Origin of the sequence: Planktothricoides raciborskii GIHE-MW2, from assembly GCF_040564635.1 — a bacterium.
Classification (GTDB): Bacteria; Cyanobacteriota; Cyanobacteriia; order Cyanobacteriales; family Laspinemataceae; genus Planktothricoides; species Planktothricoides raciborskii.
The window spans coordinates 5484337-5503953 of record NZ_CP159837.1; the positions used below are offsets into that span (position 1 = coordinate 5484337).

General features: G+C 46.5%; 7 protein-coding genes. 3 read left to right on the top strand and 4 right to left on the bottom strand.

The features are described from left to right. Window positions 1–79 precede the first annotated feature (79 nt). On the bottom strand, window positions 80–1585 hold the full coding sequence (locus tag ABWT76_RS23495) for a proton extrusion protein PcxA (protein WP_072160910.1): 1506 nt from the start codon (window positions 1583–1585) through the stop codon (window positions 80–82). A gap of 203 nt (window positions 1586–1788) precedes the next feature. On the opposite strand from ABWT76_RS23495, the gene ABWT76_RS23500 reads away from it, so the two are divergent. Continuing rightward, window positions 1789–4173, top strand: coding sequence for a recombinase family protein (locus tag ABWT76_RS23500; RefSeq protein WP_190880304.1), 2385 nt, complete (start codon window positions 1789–1791; stop codon window positions 4171–4173). Between the two features lie 293 nt (window positions 4174–4466). Here ABWT76_RS23500 and ABWT76_RS23505 read toward each other — a convergent pair whose 3' ends face one another. Beyond that, the gene (locus ABWT76_RS23505) at window positions 4467–8546 is read right to left on the bottom strand and encodes an FG-GAP-like repeat-containing protein (protein ID WP_354635029.1); all 4080 of its coding nucleotides are present in this window, start codon (window positions 8544–8546) and stop codon (window positions 4467–4469) included. A gap of 933 nt (window positions 8547–9479) precedes the next feature. Between ABWT76_RS23505 and ABWT76_RS23510 the strand changes: the two genes are divergently transcribed. Beyond that, window positions 9480–9719: a hypothetical protein gene (locus ABWT76_RS23510; protein WP_156332098.1), complete on the top strand. Its 240-nt coding sequence runs from the start codon at window positions 9480–9482 to the stop codon at window positions 9717–9719. Between the two features lie 297 nt (window positions 9720–10016). Here the strand turns inward: ABWT76_RS23510 and ABWT76_RS23515 are convergent, their stop codons facing one another. After that, window positions 10017–13397: a TIGR03032 family protein gene (locus ABWT76_RS23515; protein ID WP_354635030.1), complete on the bottom strand. Its 3381-nt coding sequence runs from the start codon at window positions 13395–13397 to the stop codon at window positions 10017–10019. A 91-nt stretch (window positions 13398–13488) separates the two neighbouring features. Between ABWT76_RS23515 and ABWT76_RS23520 the strand changes: the two genes are divergently transcribed. After that, on the top strand, window positions 13489–14055 hold the full coding sequence (locus tag ABWT76_RS23520; RefSeq protein ID WP_054470283.1) for a Uma2 family endonuclease: 567 nt from the start codon (window positions 13489–13491) through the stop codon (window positions 14053–14055). 132 nt (window positions 14056–14187) lie between these two features. Here the strand turns inward: ABWT76_RS23520 and ABWT76_RS23525 are convergent, their stop codons facing one another. After that, window positions 14188–19338 carry an FG-GAP-like repeat-containing protein gene (locus tag ABWT76_RS23525; RefSeq protein WP_354635031.1) on the bottom strand — a complete coding sequence of 1717 codons (5151 nt, stop codon included), beginning with the start codon at window positions 19336–19338 and terminating at the stop codon, window positions 14188–14190. Between the last annotated feature and the right edge of the window lie 279 nt (window positions 19339–19617).

Below are 19617 nucleotides of genomic sequence, written 5' to 3' on the forward strand. Positions count from 1 at the left end.
GCGCCGTAACGCACCATAAACCACTTTGTTATTCATTCATATTCTTATAAGTCGCCACCGCCGAGGGTGAGGTGCGATGTTATTCATTCATATTCTTATAAGTCGCCACCGCCGAGGGTGAGATGCGATTGAGATAACGGAAGATCCAATATTTAAAGATGGTGTCTAAAATCACTGGGAAGGTGGCAATAAAGAGAAAGATGAATTCTCGACTTTCGGGAATGCCTAAATGTCGGCAAATTCCTTCTAAAATTACTTCCCAGCCGTGGGGAGAGTGGAATCCCACAAACACATCTGTAAACAAGATAATGATGAATGCTTTGGCGCTATCACTTAGGCCATATACAACTTCATCAATAAAAGATTTCAAAACCGCAATTTCCCGTTTACTGTTGGTGATGACGAGGCAAAAGGCGATCGCGGAAAAAATGTCGGCCACAATATTTTTTAACGATTCAGCACTGCGTCGATTGTATTCTTCAGCGATTTCAAAGGCTTTTATTTTGACTTGTTTCTCAATTTCTTCTTCACTCAATTTAGTGATTTTGTTTAATAAAATTGGATTGTCTTCAGAAAATTCTTTGATTTCTGTAGCAATGAATTTTTCAAACTTGAGTTTTTCTTCAAACCGCTGTAATTCTCTAAAGGCTTCTTCTTCCATGTCCACGTTCAAAAATATCGCCGCTTGGGGTTCGATATATTTTTCATAAATTGGACTCAGCATAATTTTAGAACTCTGTTGGGTCAGCAAGGGGATGAGAATAATCAGTAAAATAAATTTCAGAGATAAGACTGTGCGAGTTTGAGATTTGCGAAAATCTTGCACCACTTCATTTTCCGCATCGGGATCTAAGTCTCTTTTTACTCTGTCTAGAGTTCTGAGAATTGACCGAGGCAAAAAACTGGTAGTAGTGGCTAGATTTCCCTCTTTTTTTGAGGATTTTTTTTCAAATCTAGGTTGTTTTGGATCGAGTTTGAGTTCACCAACAAAGAAACCGGGTTTCTGCGACAATTCATCCTTCGTACCGATAGCTTGGTTAAGAAACCCGGTTTCTGAAGCGGATTTTTCAGAGATGGAAAGCGTCCCTGGGGAATTAGCCCCAGGTTGACCGCCCCCGTTTAAATTTTTGAAGTCTAGCTGAAGCGGATAGACTACTTGGTCTGGCTGGTATTTGCCAATCACATCATCAATAAATTTCAGCTTTTCCAGCACTAGATTATCGGCATCTCTCAAACCCAACGATTTGCCGTTGTTGGGATAGTCGGCAAAATATTTAATTTTCTTTTTATTGAACACTTGTTCATAAATATCAATGAATGAGCGGCTATTTCTAAATTCCGTTAGTCTTAACTTAATAATTTCTAGGTTTCGGTCTAAATCTGCTTCAAAATGAGCATAAACACTGGTTCCATAAGCAGCGTTAACCAGAGAAATTTTATCGCCATTGAAATGTTGGTTTTCAATGGCTTGAATGGCTAAGGCTGCTTGGTAGGCAATTTCCAGCGATCGATCAGGAGTCTGGGAAAACCAATGTTCCGCAGCCGTTAAAAAGCGTTGCAATGGAGAGGACATAGACTGACTCATTTTAAAAATTTTAATTAATCAGCAATTTAGCAGATTTCCGCTCGGTTCCGCATCAAATCGCTCCTGTCAGATTGTTTAATTAATTATAAAAAAATTATCTTGATAATTTTTCGGCCAGGGGTTCAGGCGGATCTTTTCCCGGAAAACGGCTATAGTATAGTCACGAGTGCGAAAGCGGGATAATCAGTGGTGGTGAAGTGGTGGTGAATTCGCTGTGGATTGTCGGGCCAAGTCTGAGTGGTAAGACAACTCTTCTGATCCAACAGTTTCAGAAATCCTTACAGCCAGAAAGGGATTCGGCAAAGGTGGGGAAAAACTTATGGCATCCGGGGGTGCTGGTGTTTGCCCCAACCAGCGATCGCCGCCGACAACTGGCTGACCAGATATCTGTTCACAGCAAACACAATAAACACCAATGTTTGGTGAACGCCACCACGCCTTTAGGATTTTTTCAGCATGAAGTGACTCTATTTTGGCCTTTGTTGGTTTCCCGACTCAACCTGAAACCACAGTTTCCCGTCCGCTTACGTCCAGAAACAGAGCAAGAGTCCGCCACTCGACTATGGCGACCAGAATTGGATAGCGGGCAGTTGCGTTGGTCGGGAGTGAGCGAGTATCGCTTAGTCCGGCGGATGTTGGATTTAATGCAGTTGGCGGCGGTTTCGGGAACGCCGATTGAAGAAATTCCCCATCTGTTAGAATACGGGCTGATGGATCAAGGGTCGCCAGAACTGTGGGATCTGATGGGCAAGCTGTTGTTACGCTGGCGTCAGTGGTGTTTGGAACGCGGCTTTTTGACTTATGGCGTTGTGGCCGAACTTTACTGGCGTTATTTGTTGGATGACCCGGTTTATCAGACTCATTTATTGTCTCGATTCGATCGCCTATTGGCGGATGATGTGGACGAGTATCCGAGTATTGCCCGTGATTTGTTTGAGGTGTTGCTCGATCGCGGCGTTCCTGGGGTGTTTACCTATAATCTGGATGGCCAAGTGCGCTTGGGTTTGGGGGCTGATTCTGAGTATTTGGCAGGGTTAGGCGATCGCCCGGGTATGACCCAAGTAATGCTAAAAGATCGGTCGATTTCTCAGCCTTTGCCCAAATCTCTCCGACCCTCGTTGAAAAATTGGGTTTTGGCTGTGACCAGTCGCGATATTCCCCCTTGGTTAGATCGCCGAGAATTAGAGAATCAGGTTTTCTCCGTGCAAACCGCCTCTCGGATTGAGTTATTGCGGGAAACTGCCGAAGCGATCGCTGCTGAAATTAAAACCGGAACCGTTGCAGCGGAAGATATTGCCCTGATCGCCCCCGGTTTAGATGAAATTGCCCGCTATACGATCGTGCAAAGTTTGAACAATTTGGACGTCCCGGTGAATTCCCTGAATGACCAACGCCGATTAGCGAATCTGTCCATGATTCGGGCATTGCTGACTTTGTTAGCCCTGGTTTATCCGGGTTTGGGTCGTCTGGTTGACCGAGATGCGATCGCCGAACTATTGACGATCTTGTCTCAGCAAGAAATCGTCAGTCGTCCTCCGTCTCCCGTAGGGGCGTTTCGCGAAGTAGGGGCGCTTCGCGAAACGCCCCTACAAGACGAGACATTTTGGCAGGACACTCTGCCCAAATCAAAAAACATTCCCGGCATTCCCGGCATTCCCGGCATTCCCGGCACCTTTCTCAGGTTTGAATATCGCATCGATCCGGTTCGGGCTGGTTTATTAACCGACTATTGCTATGCACCAGATCCGATTTCCCCAAAACTCTTGCCCGTCACTTCTTTTCCCCGTTGGGATCGGTTGGGTTATCGGGCGACAATGGCTTATCAGGAAATTGTGACTTGGATCGAACAACAGCGAGATTGTATCCGCAACGCGACTCGATCGCCGCTTCAGGAGGCTGACCGCGAGGGTACGGGCGAGATTGCATCCGCAACGAGGAGCGATCTTGCTCCGCAACCCTATCGCGATCGCGGGGGTATCGCCCCTACACCGATTCACGTATTAAATGAGGCGATTCAAAAATTTTTATCCCCAGTCAATCATCTTCCGGGCGATCGCCTTTCCGCCTTACGCGAATTCATGGAAACCGCTAGTCACTACTGGGAAGTGGATCGGCGGTTACGCAGGTTACGCGTTCAGGAAGGGGGAACTGCCAATGCCCCAGATTATGTCATCGTGGGTCAATTTATCCAGCTATTGCGTCAGGGAACTGTGACCGCGAACCCTTTCCCCGTTTCCGCGATCTCCGCCCCATCTCGTGGGGTGACATTAGCCACCATCTTTCAATATCGGTCAGCCAAATTATCTCATCGTTACCACTTTTGGCTAGATGCAGGCAGCCCTCTCTGGCTGAGTGGTGGGGCGGCCACTTTATTTGGTTCCCCGTTATTTTTACGCCAATGGTCTGGTCGTCCTTGGACCGTTGCCGATGAGGAACAAGCCGCAGAGGAACGATTAGAAAGGATTTTAAATGATTTACTTAGTCGGGTAAGCGATCGGCTTTATCTTTGTCACAGCCAATTATCTACCAGTGGACAAGAACAAACCGGGCCATTGTTATCTTGGGTGAATGCAGCGATCGAGGTTTAGATCGCAATTGATTCGGCAGGGAATCTCGCTTTTCCTGTCCGGTATTTGACGAGAAGCTGCGAGGACTAAGAAATCGGGTTTCTTTGTTGCTTAAAACAGATAGAGGAGAGAGGAGAGAGTTAATTTTCATAATACATCTCTTTAACAGATTGTCAAGGATTTTTAGAGATAATTTCACCACAGAGACACAGAGGACACAGAGAGATATTCTTTGTGTCCTTTGTGCCTTTGTGGTTTATTTTCACCACAAAGACACAAAGGACACAAAGAAAAAAACCCGGTTTCTAACTTCCTTACACCATTAAAGTGAAATCAGCGCTATCAATCAAACCAACATCAACACCCGTTAATGTGGCTAACAATTCATTGCCACTGGCAATTAAAGTATTCCCATTACTGCCAGTAATACTTAACTGGTCAAAGGTTAAACCACCGGCTAATCCAATTAGGTCAATACCATTAGTAAAGTCCAGAATTGTATCAGAGCCAAAGCTAGATTGCAGGACAAAATAATCTTTGTCTGCATTACCAATTAGGGTATCATCGCCTTCATCTCCAAATAGGAAATCTTCACCATCTCCTCCCCAGAGGAAATCATTCCCTTCGCCGCCATAAAACACATCATTATCGGCATTTCCGGTCAGGCTATCATTGCCCTTATCGCCATATAAAATATCAGCGCCCGCATCACCATGAATTAGGTCATCACCCTGACCACCACGGGCGGTATCATCCCCATTGCCACCGAAAATGGAGTCATCTCCCGCATTGCCTTGCAGGAAATCATTGCCATCTTTTCCGAATAGCAAATCACCGGCATCACTAGCGACTGAACCAGGGCTAGATGAGCCCCCAAATAATTTGTCATCACCTAAATCACCAATCAAGGTATCGCTACCTAAATCGCCATAGATTAAGTCATCATTTTGACCACCCATTGCTAAATCATTGCCTTGACCACCATAGATAATGTCTTTACCTTGATTACCCAGCAACAAATCTGCCCCTTGGTTGCCATAAATTTCGTCATCTCCATCATTACCAAATAGGGCATCTCGTCCGGGCAAACCACGGATCACATCATTGCCACTTTGACCACTAATTACATCATCATTAGGTGTGCCATCAATATTATCTGCACTATCGGCTCCTACGGCAGTAAAGGAAATATTGACTAAATCAATAGTGGGTTCGGGAGGAATAGCCGAAGGTTCGGGTAAAGTAGTATTATTTTGGCTATTATTACTGCTTTCTGAGGGCAAAATACTGCTCAGACCAGTGAAAGGCAGAACTTGACTGGGAGAAACGGTGAATAGACCGCTGTTAACCGGAGGTTCATCAACCGGAGGTTCATCAACATTGCTGATTATCAGGTCAACTTTAGCCGCAGCAACAGCATAAGTCTTGCCGTCAGAACCATTCCAAGTAAAGCTGACATTGCCATTAAAGTCAGCATTGGGAGTAAAGGTTAATTTACCCAAATCAGCGGCATTAATTTCTTGGGCAGCAGTGACAGCAGTTCCGTTTAACTTCAAAGTGCCGTTATCGGGAAGTGAAGTTATTTTAATTTTGGATAAGCTATCTTTTTCTAGGTCTGAGAATTTATCCGTAAAGTCAGTGGCAGCAAAAGTGATATCCGTATCTTCAAGGCCAGTTTTGGTGATATCACTCAGAGTGGGGATATCGTTAATATCCGCTGTCCGGGTCAACTGAGTGGCAGCAATATTATTATTACCTGCACTATCCGTTGCTGAAGAAGCAGCAACATCTACTGTCACCGAACCATCAGCAGCGGGAGTAACATCAAAGGTGTAAGTAGTGGCGTTAACTGCCATAAAGTTACTGGCAGTTCCGTTGCCAACTGTGATATCTGAGATATCAAAACCGGTGACATTTTCACTGAAAGTGGCAGTAACCGTAAATAACCCGTTAACAGGAGTTGCAGCAGTGGAAGTTAAAGCAACAGTTGGGGCAGTTTGATCAAAAGTGACACTACTGGAGTTGGTAGTAGCCGTTACCGCCGTTCCCGCATTGCCCGCAGCATTCGTAAAGGTAATATTAATCGGTAAATTTCCTTCGGTATCTGCGGCTTGCAGAGTATAAGTGGCGGTGTAGTTGTTCCCGCTATTCGTCACTGTGGCAGTTTGACCACCAATGGTGACAGTGGGTGTACCACCGAGGGTTTCACTGGCGGTAAAAGCAACTGTCACTGCATCCCCAACTTTGGCTAATGCGGTGTTGGCATTATTGGATGCAATGGTGACTGGGGTTAAGGTGGGGGCAACTGTATCAATAACTATGGCTTTGCTGCCACCGAGGGAGTTGCCAGAACCTAAGGCAGGGAGGGTTAAGATGGCATCTACAGTTAAATTATCTTTAATCGTCCCCCCATTTAGCTCTAGGGCAGTGGTGCTGAAATATTCTAAGTCCGCAGAACTATCCCCAACTTGCACTACATAGTTAAAGGTGAGGATATTACCGCCATTACCACTATCATAAGTAGCATATTGGTCAGTGGTGCCGGTTTCTAGTTGCAGGCGGGGGGTGCCACCTGTTGTATCAACCGTGACAGCCGCATCAAAGGTAACGGTAATAGCAATGGTGTCACCGGCTTTGTAACTACCATTAGCAGTGGTGGCGGTGACTGAGGTAATTTTGGGGGGATTGTTTAGCAGGACTGAGACGTTGTTGTTGCCACCGTTCGCTACCGCTAAGTCCTGTTTGCCATCGCCGTCAAAGTCTCCTACGGTAACGGAAAACGAATATCTTCCCGCAGCAAAGGTGGTTTGGGTGCTGAAGCCGCCACTGCCGTCCCCTAACAGGACTGAGACGTTGTCGTCGCTAACGTTCGTTACCGCCAAGTCCTGTTTGCCATCGCCGTTAAAGTCTCCTACGGTGACGGAAAACGAATCTCCTCCCGCAGCAAAGGTGGTTTGGGTGCTGAAGCCGCCACTGCCGTCCCCTAACAGGACTGAGACGTTGTCGTCGCTAACGTTCGTTACCGCCAAGTCCTGTTTTTTATCGCCGTTAAAGTCTCCTACGGTGACGGACTGCGGATCGTCTCCCACGGCAAAGGTGGTTTGGGCGCTGAAACCGCCACTGCCGTCCCTTAACAGGACTGAGACGTTGTCGCTGAAACGGTTCGCTACCGCTAAGTCCTGTTTTTCATCGCCGTTAAAGTCTCCTACGGTGACGGAAACCGGATTGGCTCCCACGGCAAAGGTGGTTTGGGCGCTGAAGCCGCCACTGCCGTCCCCTAACAGGACTGAGACGTTGTCGCTGCCACCGTTCGCTACCGCCAAGTCCTGATTGTTATCGTTGTTAAAGTCTCCTACGGTGACGAACAGCGGATTGGCTCCCACGGCAAAGGTGGTTTGGGCGCTGAAGCCGCCACTGCCGTCCCCTAACAGGACTGAGACGTTGGCGCTGCCAAAGTTCGCTACCGCCAAGTCCTGATTTTTATCGCCGTTAAAGTCTCCTACGGTGACGGATAGCGGACGGTCTCCCACGGCAAAGGTGGTTTGGGGGCTGAAGCCGCCACTGCCGTCCCCTAACAGGACTGAGACGTTGGCGCTGTAAAAGTTCGCTACCGCCAAGTCCTGTTTTTTATCGCCGTTAAAGTCTCCTACGGTGACGGAAACCGGACTGTCTCCCACAGCAAAGGTGGTTTGGGCGCTGAAGCCGAGGGTGTGGGGGTAGGTGGTGAGGGTGTGGGGGGAGAGGGGGGAGGGGGAGCCGCCATCGAGCAGGGGAGCAGCGGTTCGGCTTCGCTCACCGACCGGGGGGCAGGGGTGAATTTGTTGCAGTTCCCAGGTGCCGCCTAATGCGGTGTTGCCGGTGAGGTGGGGGTTGGCGTAGATTGAGGTTTGGGTGATGTGATGTAGTTTTTGCAGGAATTCTGCCCCGGCATCACCGGCAGCTACTTGACATCCATATATATATAGATGGGCGATGTGCCACTTTTGCAGTTGGGAGCGATATTTTTCTAGGTTGCCCAGTTCTAGGGTGCTGTTGCCTAGGTAGAGGGTTCCCGGTGACCCGTGGGAGATTAGGTGCAGAGAAAGAGGAGAGAGAGAAGAGGGGGAAGAGGAGGGATGAGGGGGAAGAGAAAAGATACTCTCTTTTCTCTCTCCTCTCCCCTCTTTTCTCTCTTCAAGGATTTCATTGATTTGCTCGATACCGTCCCGGTTGGGGTCGAGGATATGGACAAAGGTGGCCGGTTTGACTCCGGCAGCGAGACTTTGATAGTCGGATACGGTGGGGTCAATGATGACCAATTCGCGCCGCTGCCCACTAAGGTGGGCAGCGGCGCCCGGGCCGCCATATTTTTCCTGGGGTGAGTTGGGGTTGGTGATGTGATTGATTGTAGACATGACTGATGTATTTTTAACTAATTTGAACGCGCCTTGTGAGGCATAAAAGCCATAAATTTATTTACCCAAGACACACCCTGATATATAAGGAGTTTGTTGTATGTCAATTTATTTGACAAAGCTCCTCTGGAATAAGCTATTTAAATTTATAGCAGGTTTTTCTGATTACATCAAGAATCTTTGATAATTTTTTTTCATCCAGTATCGCGGTTCGTTCAAAAGTATCTCAGCGGCTTATATTGACTTGTCAGGAGCAAAAGTCTTTATTTACAAAGCGTTATAGCTATTTATAGCTTAATATTTATTAAGTTTTATTTTTCGCTTTTAGGTGATTTTACGATGAGTTTTGTTCACTTCGAGGGACGGTGAAGCACCAGTATTTAGGAGAGGAAACAATAGGTTACAATAGGGAACAATATGGATCATTAGAGGTGACAATAGAGGGAACTATAGGGAGCATTAGAGAGAACAATAGGGAACAATAGGGATTATTAGAGGTAACAATAGAGGGAACAATAGGGATTATTAGAGGTGACAATAGGGAATAGAAAAGATAAAAAAGAACTGTCCGGTTTTTATGGCTTATTTTAATTAGATTGGCAACGGGCTGGCAGGGGTATTGGTGACTACTTTATGTATGATATGTTGTCAATACGTTATATACTCTAAATAAGAAACCGGGTTTCTTGGTTAGCTGCGGGGAATAAGAAACCCGGTTTCTGGGTGGTCTGCGGGGATTAAGAAACCCGGTTTCTGGGTTATCTGCGAGGACGAAGAAACCGGGTTTCTTTTTTGGATTCCACAGATAACTGTGATATGCCGAAAAGAAACCCGGTTTCTGGGTTAGCTGCGGGGAATAAGAAACCCGGTTTCTGGGTGGTCTGCGAGGATTAAGAAACCGGGTTTCTTGTTGGGATTTAACAGTAGGGGCGAATGGCCATTCGCCCCTACATTTTCACCAAAGAAACCCGGTTTCTGGGTGGTCTGCGAGGACTAAGAAACCGGGTTTCTGTCGTGAAACCTAAAGATAACTGTGATATGCCGATAAGAAACCCGGTTTCTGGGTGGTCTGTAGGGGCGAATGGCCATTCGCCCCTACATTTTCACCAAAGAAACCCGGTTTCTGGGTGGTCTGCGGGGACTAAGAAACCGGGTTTCTGTCGTGAAACCTAAAGATAACTGTGATATGCCGAAAAGAAACCCGGTTTCTGGGTTAGCTGCGAGGAATAAGAAACCGGGTTTCTGGGTGGTCTGCGGGGATTAAGAAACCCGGTTTCTGGGTTATCTGCGAGGATTAAGAAACCGGGTTTCTTGTTGGGATTTAACAGTAGGGGCGAATGGCCATTCGCCCCTACATTTTCACCAAAGAAACCCGGTTTCTGGGTTAGCTGCGAGGAATAAGAAACCGGGTTTCTTGTTTGGATTTCACAGATAACTGTGATATGCCGAAAAGAAACCCGGTTTCTGGGTCTATTTAGCTTTAGTATAAGTCTCCCACATTTGCCACAAGGCATTTTCTAAGGTTTGGACAAAACCGCGTACATTAAATAATGGTAATTGGTCGCGATTTTTGCTCAGGTGGCGGCGGTAATAGCCCAAAGAACGCGGATGATTGGCTAGATAAATTGCCTGTTTTTCGTATTCTTGGCTGCTGCTACAAATCAGGGAGTTTAATTTAGCCGCCGCGCAAATACTTGCCCCCATACGGGAAGCATTGGTATTTCCCGATCGCGTCAAAACTGGACATCCGGCATATAATGCACTAATGGCCGTTGAACCGCCATTATAGATAAAAGTATCTAAGAATAAGTCCGCTAAACGATAACGGGCTAAATATTCTGAGTTGGGTAATTTTTCCGTAAAAAATAAGCGGTTTCCGTCTATTCCCCGTTTTGCTGCCTCTCGTCGTAAGTTGGCGATTAATATTTCGCTGCCTCCGGTTAACCAGAGGACAGAATTAGAAACTTGCGCTAAAATCCGCATCCAAAGATCAAATAGGTCTGGGGTAATTTTATAGTGAGAGTTGAAGCAACAAAAGACAAAAGCATCTTCGGGAATGCCAAATTCTGCCCGCGTCATCATGCGTTCAGATATTTCCATCGGTGAGGAAAAGAAGGCATGGGGCAGATAGATAATTTCTTCGGTGTAAGTTTGGGCAATTTCTGGAGTGATTAACTTAGAGTCGGCGATCGCATATTGGATAAAATCCGCCCCCATTGTATCAGGATAACCTAAAAAATGGGCTTGAATCTGCGCCGGTTGCAGGGCTAATATTTCTTCGCCATTGCCGATAGTTCGTCCGGCTAAATCGATTAAGATATGGATGCCGTCAGCGTTAATTTTCCGGGCGGCTGTTTCGGCGGTCATGGCAGAAATATTGACAAAATAATCGCACCCATTGCGAATAGTTTCCGTAATCGCATCATTATAATCAACGGTGGAATAAGCATATACTTCAAACCGAGTGCGATCGCAATATGAAAACATATCTTTAAGGATTTTCCCCACCGCGTGTTCGCGAAAGTCCGGGGAAATATAGCCAATTTTTAACTTATCGGTATTTGGGGGATATGCAAAATTGCAACCTGCTTTAATTTTGGCCATTTTTGCCACCGTTGCCCGACTCAATGATTCGGCAAATTGTCGATGTAATGCTAGGGGAACTGGAAAACTACTGAGGGCAAGAGGACTGGGACTATATGCGGTTTCTTGATTCAGATATTTTTGCACCGAATGGATAAATTCTGCGGTTCTCGATTCATAATCTTCCCAGTCACATATTTTTAACCGCGTAAAGGCGATCGCCCCTTCAATGTTGTAATTTTTCGGGTCAAGTTCCTGGACTTTTTGATAACAGGCTAAAGCCCCTGCTATATTAACTTGATAATCGAAGATTTCCCCCAGGTGATAATAAGCTTCTGGGCGAGGTTCTTGGGCTAATACTTGCTGATAACAATCAATCGCCCCAGGTAAGGGTCCCTGTTGTTTGTAAATATAGGCTAAATTTAACAGGGCGGGAACATAATTAGGTTCAAGTTGTAAAGCGCGATTTAAGCCTGCTTTGGCGCGTTCTAAGTCCCCTTCCAGTTGCCAAATACTGGCTAAATTAGACTGCGCTTGGGCAAAGTTGGGGTTATATTCTAGGGCTTTTGCATAACATTGGGCAGCTTCAGCTAAGTTGCCTTGCTGTTGAAAAATAGTCCCTAAGTTATTGTAAGCCCCCCAAAAGTATGGCTGTAACTGAATGGCTTTTTGCAAACATTCGGCAGCGGTTTCTATGTCTCCTTGAACTTTCAGGGATTGACTGAGGTAAAAGTATAATTGGGCATGGTTGGGGTTAAGTTTAATTGCCCGACGCAAAATGTCAATTGCCTCTTGGTGGCAGTTCACTTTTTGCAGTGCTTTGCCATAATTAGTTAGGACTAAAATATTATCCGGTTCGGCGGGTAAAACTTGCTGATAAAGAGGAATGGCTTGGGCAAATTGTCCTTGCTGGTGATAAGTTAAAGCTTGGTTTATTAGTAATGAAATATCAGGCTTATTTTCTGGCAATAAGTGGTTTAAGCTTGACTCACTTTCAATATTAAATTTACATTGAGACAACAGGTTTAGTTGAAAATTAGGATGATAAGTTAAATCATAAAATAACCGCAGTTTTTTAAAAGACAAAAAAATTAAAAAAAATCTAGATAATTTTAATCTATTTTTTTGGCTGATCCGGTTTTTTTTTGAAGTATATTTTGTGATTGACGCTCGATCGCCCTTTTGATCTCCGCCTTTTTTATCGCCAGTAACTAAGTTAATCTCACTCAGAGGTTCCAGGCTAATTAACTGCTCAATTTCCTGAGTTTGAAAACCCAAAGCCATCGGTTTTTCTGTCCCCGGTAATACCCCCACATCATATAACTCCGTAATCGTTCCTTCAATGCGTACCCAGTGAACAATTGTCCCCGTCTTTAAATCAATAACCAGCAACCCACAACGGGCATCGGCATCTTTTTCTTTTAGCCGGTCATCTAACAATAAACCGGAAAAAGTCCCATCCCCAGAACGGGGTTTAGACAGTCCCACAATGGCATAATCTTGCCAAAAAGCTAACCCTCGCGCATATCCAGGACAAAAAGTAATGGGTTCAAATTTTCCTAAATCTAAATCCACATAACCAAACTCTCCTGTCCCAGAATTTAATAGCCATAATTTCCCTTGATAAAATCTTGGCGAATGAGGCATACTTAAGCCAGTGAGGATAATTTCATTACTGGCAATATCGATCGCCACACCGCCGTCTTTTCGGCGATCGCGCCAACCATCTACTACATCAGAACGACTACAAGCTGTCACATAACCCGGTTGTCCGTCCACCATTGCCAACCCATTCAAATGACAGCGATCTTCATTAATAATTTGGCTAATAAATGGCGGTTTCCATAAAGGTTTACAACTATGGCGATCGCTCGTTGTCGCCAAACAATTTAACAAGGTACTGATAAAGATTAGTTCACCTGTTTCTGTCACCGCCACATCGTGAACATCAATATCCCCAGTAGTATAAGCAATTCTAGGAATAAAAAGGCGATCGCGACCTTGATAAAACTGCCCCGGTTGCAATACATTATCTAGCTGCCATAATTGATACTTAGAACTCAGATAAAGGCGATCGGGAGTGCAATACAAACCCATCGCCCGATTAAATTGGCGTTGAAAAGCATAAATTCCCCCAGTTTCGGGATTAACCCCGATAAAAGCTAACCAATTGGTTTGATAAGTAGTAAAAGCAAGGCTAATGTTCTGTTGCTGTACCCAAGGAATAAACTCGCGATCGCTGGTCAGAGATGGACTGGTTGATTGCATAGATTTGGTTTTTGATAATATTGGTTATAATATACAGCACTGTTGTAAAATGTTGTAAAATAAAATAAAATAAATCAGCCTAGGAAAATCTATGTCTTTGACGTCTTTGACAGTTAAGCACCTAGAAAAACTGCAAACACAACTCCAAAACGATTTGGATGATTACCAGATAGAATTGCGCGATGGAGAAATAATCGTCATGGGTCCATCAGATATTGTATCTAGCTATATTGGCGCACAGTTGAGCTTTCTGCTCAAACTTTGGGCATCACCTCGCGGATTGGGATTAGTCTTTGATTCCAGTGGCGGTTTTATTCTGCCCAACGCAGACTTAACCGCACCGGATGTTTCATACGTCTCCAGAGAACGGATGCCCCGTACCGTGCGTTATTTTAGCGAAACTGTCCCGGACTTAGTAGTAGAAATTAAATCTCAAAGCGATCAAATTGCCAAATTGCGCCAAAAAATTGAAATGTTTCTCGACCAAGGCGTAAAAGTTGGCATTTTAATTGACCCAGACGAATTAACTGCAACTCTTTATCGTCCCAACCAACAACCGATTTCATTTACCAACGGAGAAACTCTCACCATTCCTGAATTACTTCCGGGATGGGAATTACATATTTCTGACTTATGGCCGCCAGTATTTGAGGAGTAGCGATCGCGTTCCCAAGACCAAGAAACCGGGTTTCTTTTTTATTTAAAACTTTGTGTCCTTTGTGCCTTTGTGGTTTATTTTCACCACAAAGACACAAAGGACACAAAGAGAAGAAACCCGGTTTATAAACACCTACACCATTAAGGTGAAATCAGCGCTATCAATCAAACTAACATCAACACCCGTTAATGTGGCTAACAATTCATTGCCACGGGCTATTAAAGTATTCCCATTACTGCCAGTAATACTTAACTGGTCAAAGGTTAAACTACCGGCTAATCCAATTAGGTCAATACCATTAGTAAAGTCCAGAATTGTATCAGAACTAAAACCGGATTGCAGGACAAAATAATCTTTGTCTGCATTACCAATTAGGGTATCATCGCCTTCATCTCCATAGAGGAAATCTTCACCATCTCCTCCCCAGAGGAAATCATTCCCTTCGCCGCCATAAACCACATCATTATCGGCATTTCCGGTCAGGCTATCATTGCCTTTATCCCCATATAAAATATCAGCGCCCGCATCACCATGAATTAGGTCATCACCCTGACCACCACGGGCAGTATCACCCCCATTGCCACCGAAAATGGAGTCATCTCCCGCATGGCCATGCAGGAAATCATTGCCATCTTTTCCGAATAGCAAATCACCGGCATCACTAGCGACTGAACCAGGGCTAGATGAGCCCCCAAATAATTTGTCATCACCTAAATCACCAATCAAGGTATCGCTACCTAAATCGCCATAGATTAAGTCATCATTTTGACCACCCATTGCTAAATCATTGCCTTGACCACCATAGATAATGTCTTTACCTTGATTACCCAGCAATAAATCTGCCCCTTGGTTGCCATAAAGTTCATCATCCCCATCATTACCAAATAGGGCATCTCGTCCGGGCAAACCACGGATAACATCATTACCACCCTGACCACTAATTACATCATCATTAGGTGTGCCATCAATATTATCTGCACTATCTGTTCCTACGGCAGTAAAGGAAATATTGACTACATCAATAGTGGGTTCAGGAGGACTTGGTGGTGGTTCGGGTAAAGTAGTATTATTTTGGCTATTATTATTGCTAATTTCTGAGGGCAAAATACTGCTCAGACCCATGAAAGGCGGAAGGGGAGAAACAGGGAATAGACCGCTGCTACCCGTTGTGCCACCCGTTGTGCCACCCGTTGTGCCACCCGTTGTGCCACCCGTTGTATCACCCGTTGTGCCACCCGTTGTGCCACCCGTTGTGCCACCCGTTGTGCCACCCGTTGTGCCACCCGTTGTGCCACCCGTTGTGCCACCCGTTGTGCCACCCGTTGTGCCACCCGTTGTATCACCCGTTGTGCCACCCGTTGTGCCACCCGTTGTGCCACCCGTTGTGCCACCCGTTGTGCCACCCGTTGTATCACCCGTTGTGCCACCCGTTGTGCCACCCGTTGCGGACGTAGTAGCTGTTCGGGTTAACTGAGTAGCGGCAATATTATTATTGCCAGCGATATCCGTAGCTTTGGCTGCGGCAACATCTACGGTGACATTACCATCAGCCGTGGGAGTGACATCAAAGGTGTAAGTTTTGGCATCAACAGCTTTAAAATTACCAGCAGTTCCGTTGCTTACCGTAATATCGGAGATATCAAAGCCAGTAGCAGCTTCACTGAATGTGGCAGTAACCGTAAATAACCCATTTACGGTAGTAGCAGAAGTGGAACTTAACGCAACTGTTGGGGCAGTCTTATCAAAGGTGACACTACTATTGTTAGTTGTAGCTGTTACTGCCGTTCCCGCATTGCCGGCTGCATCGATGACACCTGTTAAGTCAATATTAATCCCCTGTAACCCTTCGGTGTCGGCGTTAGTCAGAGTATAAGTGGCGGTGTAGTTGTTCCCGCTATTGGTGACTGTGGCAGTTTTACCGCCAATAGTGACTGCGGGAGTGCCACCGAGGGTTTCCGAAGCAGTAAAAGTAACTGTTGCCACATCCCCAACTTTGGCTAATGCATTGTTGGCATTATTGGATGCAATGGCTACTGAAGATAAGGTGGGGACAGTCTTATCAAAGGTGACACTACTGGAGTCGGTAGTAGCTGTTACTGCCGTTCCCGCATTGCCCGCAGCATCCGTAAAGGTAATATTAATCGGTAAATTTCCTTCGGTATCTGCGGTTTGCAGGGTATAAGTGGCGGTGTAGTTATTCCCACCTGTATTTGTCACTGTGGCAGTTTTACCGCCAATAGTGACTGCGGGTGTGCCACTGAGGGTTTCCGAAGCAGTAAAAGTAACTGTTGCCACATCCCCAACTTTGGCTAATGCATTGTTGGCATTGTTGGATGCAATGGCTACTGAAGATAAGCTGGGGACAGTCTTATCAAAGGTGACACTACTGGAGTCGGTAGTAGCTGTTACTGCCGTTCCCGCATTGCCCGCAGCATCCGTAAAGGTAATATTAATCGGTAAATTTCCTTCGGTATCTGCGGCTTGCAGGGTATAAGTGGCGGTGTAGTTATTCCCGCTATTGGTGACTGTGGCGGCTTGACCACCAATAGTCACCGTAGGCAACCCACCGAGAGTTTCCGAAGCAGTAAAAGTAACTGTTGCCACATCCCCAACTTTGGCTAATGCATTGTTGGCATTGTTGGATGCAATGGCTACTGAAGATAAGGTGGGGACAGTCTGATCAAAGGTGACACTACTATTGTTAGTTGTAGCTGTTACTGCCGTTCCCGCATTGCCCGCAGCATCCGTAAAGGTAATATTAATCGGTAAATTTCCTTCGGTATCTGCGGCTTGCAGGGTATAAGTGGCGGTGTAGTTATTCCCGCTATTGGTGACTGTGGCGGCTTGACCACCAATAGTCACCGTAGGCAACCCACCGAGAGTTTCCGAAGCAGTAAAAGTAACTGTTGCCACATCCCCAACTTTGGCTAATGCATTGTTGGCATTATTGGATGCAATGGCTACTGAAGATAAGGTGGGGACAGTCTTATCAAAGGTGACACTACTATTGTTAGTTGTAGCTGTTACTGCCGTTCCCGCATTGCCCGCAGCATCCGTAAAGGTAATATTAATCGGTAAATTTCCTTCGGTATCTGCGGCTTGCAGGGTATAAGTGGCGGTGTAGTTATTCCCGCTATTGGTGACTGTGGCGGCTTGACCACCAATAGTCACCGTAGGCAACCCACCGAGAGTTTCCGAAGCAGTAAAAGTAACTGTTGCCACATCCCCAACTTTGGCTAATGCATTGTTGGCATTATTAGAAGCAATGGCTACTGAAGATAAGGTGGGGGCAATGCCATCAATAACTATGGCTTTGCTGCCACCGAGGGAGTTGGCTGTACCCACGGCGGGGAGGGTTAAGATGGCATCAATCGTCAAGTTATCTTTAATCGTTCCGCCATTTAGTTCTAAGGCAGTGGTGCTGAGGTATTCCAAGTTCGTAGAACTATCCCCAGCTTGCACTACATAGTTAAAAGTGAGGGTAGTACCGCCACTATTACTAGCATAAGTAGCATATTGGTCGGTGGTGCCGGTTTCTAGCTGGAGGCGGGGGGTGCCTGTTACTGTAACAGCCGCATCAAAGGTGACAGTGATGGCAATGGTATCACCGGCTTTGTAGCTACCATCAGCAGTGGCGGTGACTGAGGTAATTTTGGGGGGATTGTTTAGCAGGACTGAGACGTTGCCGCTGCCAAAGTTCGCTACCGCTAAGTCGTTTACTTTGCCATCATTGTCAAAGTCTCCTACGGTGACGGAATACGGACGGATTCCCACAGCAAAGGTGGTTTGGGGGCTGAAACCGCCACTGCCGTTCCCTAACAGGACTGAGACGTTGTTGCTGTTGCTGTTACGGTTCGCTACCGCTAAGTCCTGTTTTTTATCGCCGTTAAAGTCTCCTACGGTGACGGACTGCGGATTGCTTCCCACAGCAAAGGTGGTTTGGGCGCTGAAACCGCCACTGCCGTCCCCTAACAGGACTGAGACGTTGTTGCTGTCACGGTTCGCTACCGCTAAGTCCTGTTTTTTATCGCCGTTAAAGTCTCCTACGGTGACGGACTGCGGATTGCTTCCCACAGCAAAGGTGGTTTGGGCGCTGAAGCCGCCACTGCCGTTCCCTAACAGGACTGAGACGTTGTTGCTGAAACGGTTCGCTACCGCCAAGTCCTGATTGTTATCGTTGTTAAAGTCTCCTACGGTGACGGAAGCCGGAGCGCTTCCCGCAGCAAAAATGGTTTGGGTGCTGAAGCCGCCACTGCCGTCCCCTAACAGGACTGAGACGTTGTCGCTGCCACTGTTCGCTACCGCTAAGTCGTTTACTTTGCCATCGCCGTTAAAGTCTCCTACGGTGACGGACTGCGGATTGCTTCCCACAGCAAAGGTGGTTTGGGCGCTGAAGCCGCCACTGCCGTCCCCTAACAGGACTGAGACGTTGGCGCTGCCAAAGTTCGCTACCGCCAAGTCCTGATTTTTATCGCCGTTAAAGTCTCCTACGGTGACGGAAAACGAATATCTTCCCGCAGCAAAGGTGGTTTGGGTGCTGAAGCCGCCACTGCCGTCCCCTAACAGGACTGAGACGTTGTCGCTGTTACGGTTCGCTACCGCCAAGTCCTGATTGTTATCGCCGTTAAAGTCTCCTACGGTGACGGAACGCGGACTGAGTCCCGCAGCAAAGGTTTGGCGGCTGAAACCGAGGGTGTGGGGGTAGGTGGTGAGGGTGTGGGGGGAGAGGGGGGAGGGGGAGCCGCCATCGAGCAGGGGAGCAGCGGTTCGGCTTCGCTCACCGACCGGGGGGCAGGGGTGAATTTGTTGCAGTTCCCAGGTGCCGCCTAATGCGGTGTTGCCGGTGAGGTGGGGGTTGGCGTAGATTGAGGTTTGGGTGATGTGATGTAGTTTTTGCAGGAATTCTGCCCCGGCATCACCGGCAGCTACTTGACATCCATATATATATAGATGGGCGATGTGCCACTTTTGCAGTTGGGAGCGATATTTTTCTAGGTTGCCCAGTTCTAGGGTGCTGTTGCCTAGGTAGAGGGTTCCCGGTGACCCGTGGGAGATTAGGTGCAGAGAAAGAGGAGAGAGAGAAGAGGGGGAAGAGGAGGGATGAGGGGGAAGAGAAAAGATACTCTCTTTTCTCTCTCCTCTCCCCTCTTTTCTCTCTTCAAGGATTTCATTGATTTGCTCGACACCATTCCGGTTGGGGTCAAGGATATGGACAAAGGTGGCCGGTTTGACTCCGGCAGCGAGACTTTGATAGTCGGATACGGTGGGGTCAATGATGACCAATTCGCGCCGCTGTCCACCTTAGTGGACAGCGGCGCCCGGGCCATATTTTTCCTGGGATGAGTTGGGGTTGGTGATGTGATTGATTGTAGGCATGACTGATGTATCTTTAACTAATTTGAACGCGCCTTGTGAGGCATAAGAGCCATAAATTTATTTAGCCAAGACACACCCTGATATATATATAAGGAGTTTGTTGTATGTCAATTTATTTGACAAAGCTCCTCTGGAATAAGCTATTTAAATTTATAGCAGGTTTTTCTGATTACATCAAGAATCTTT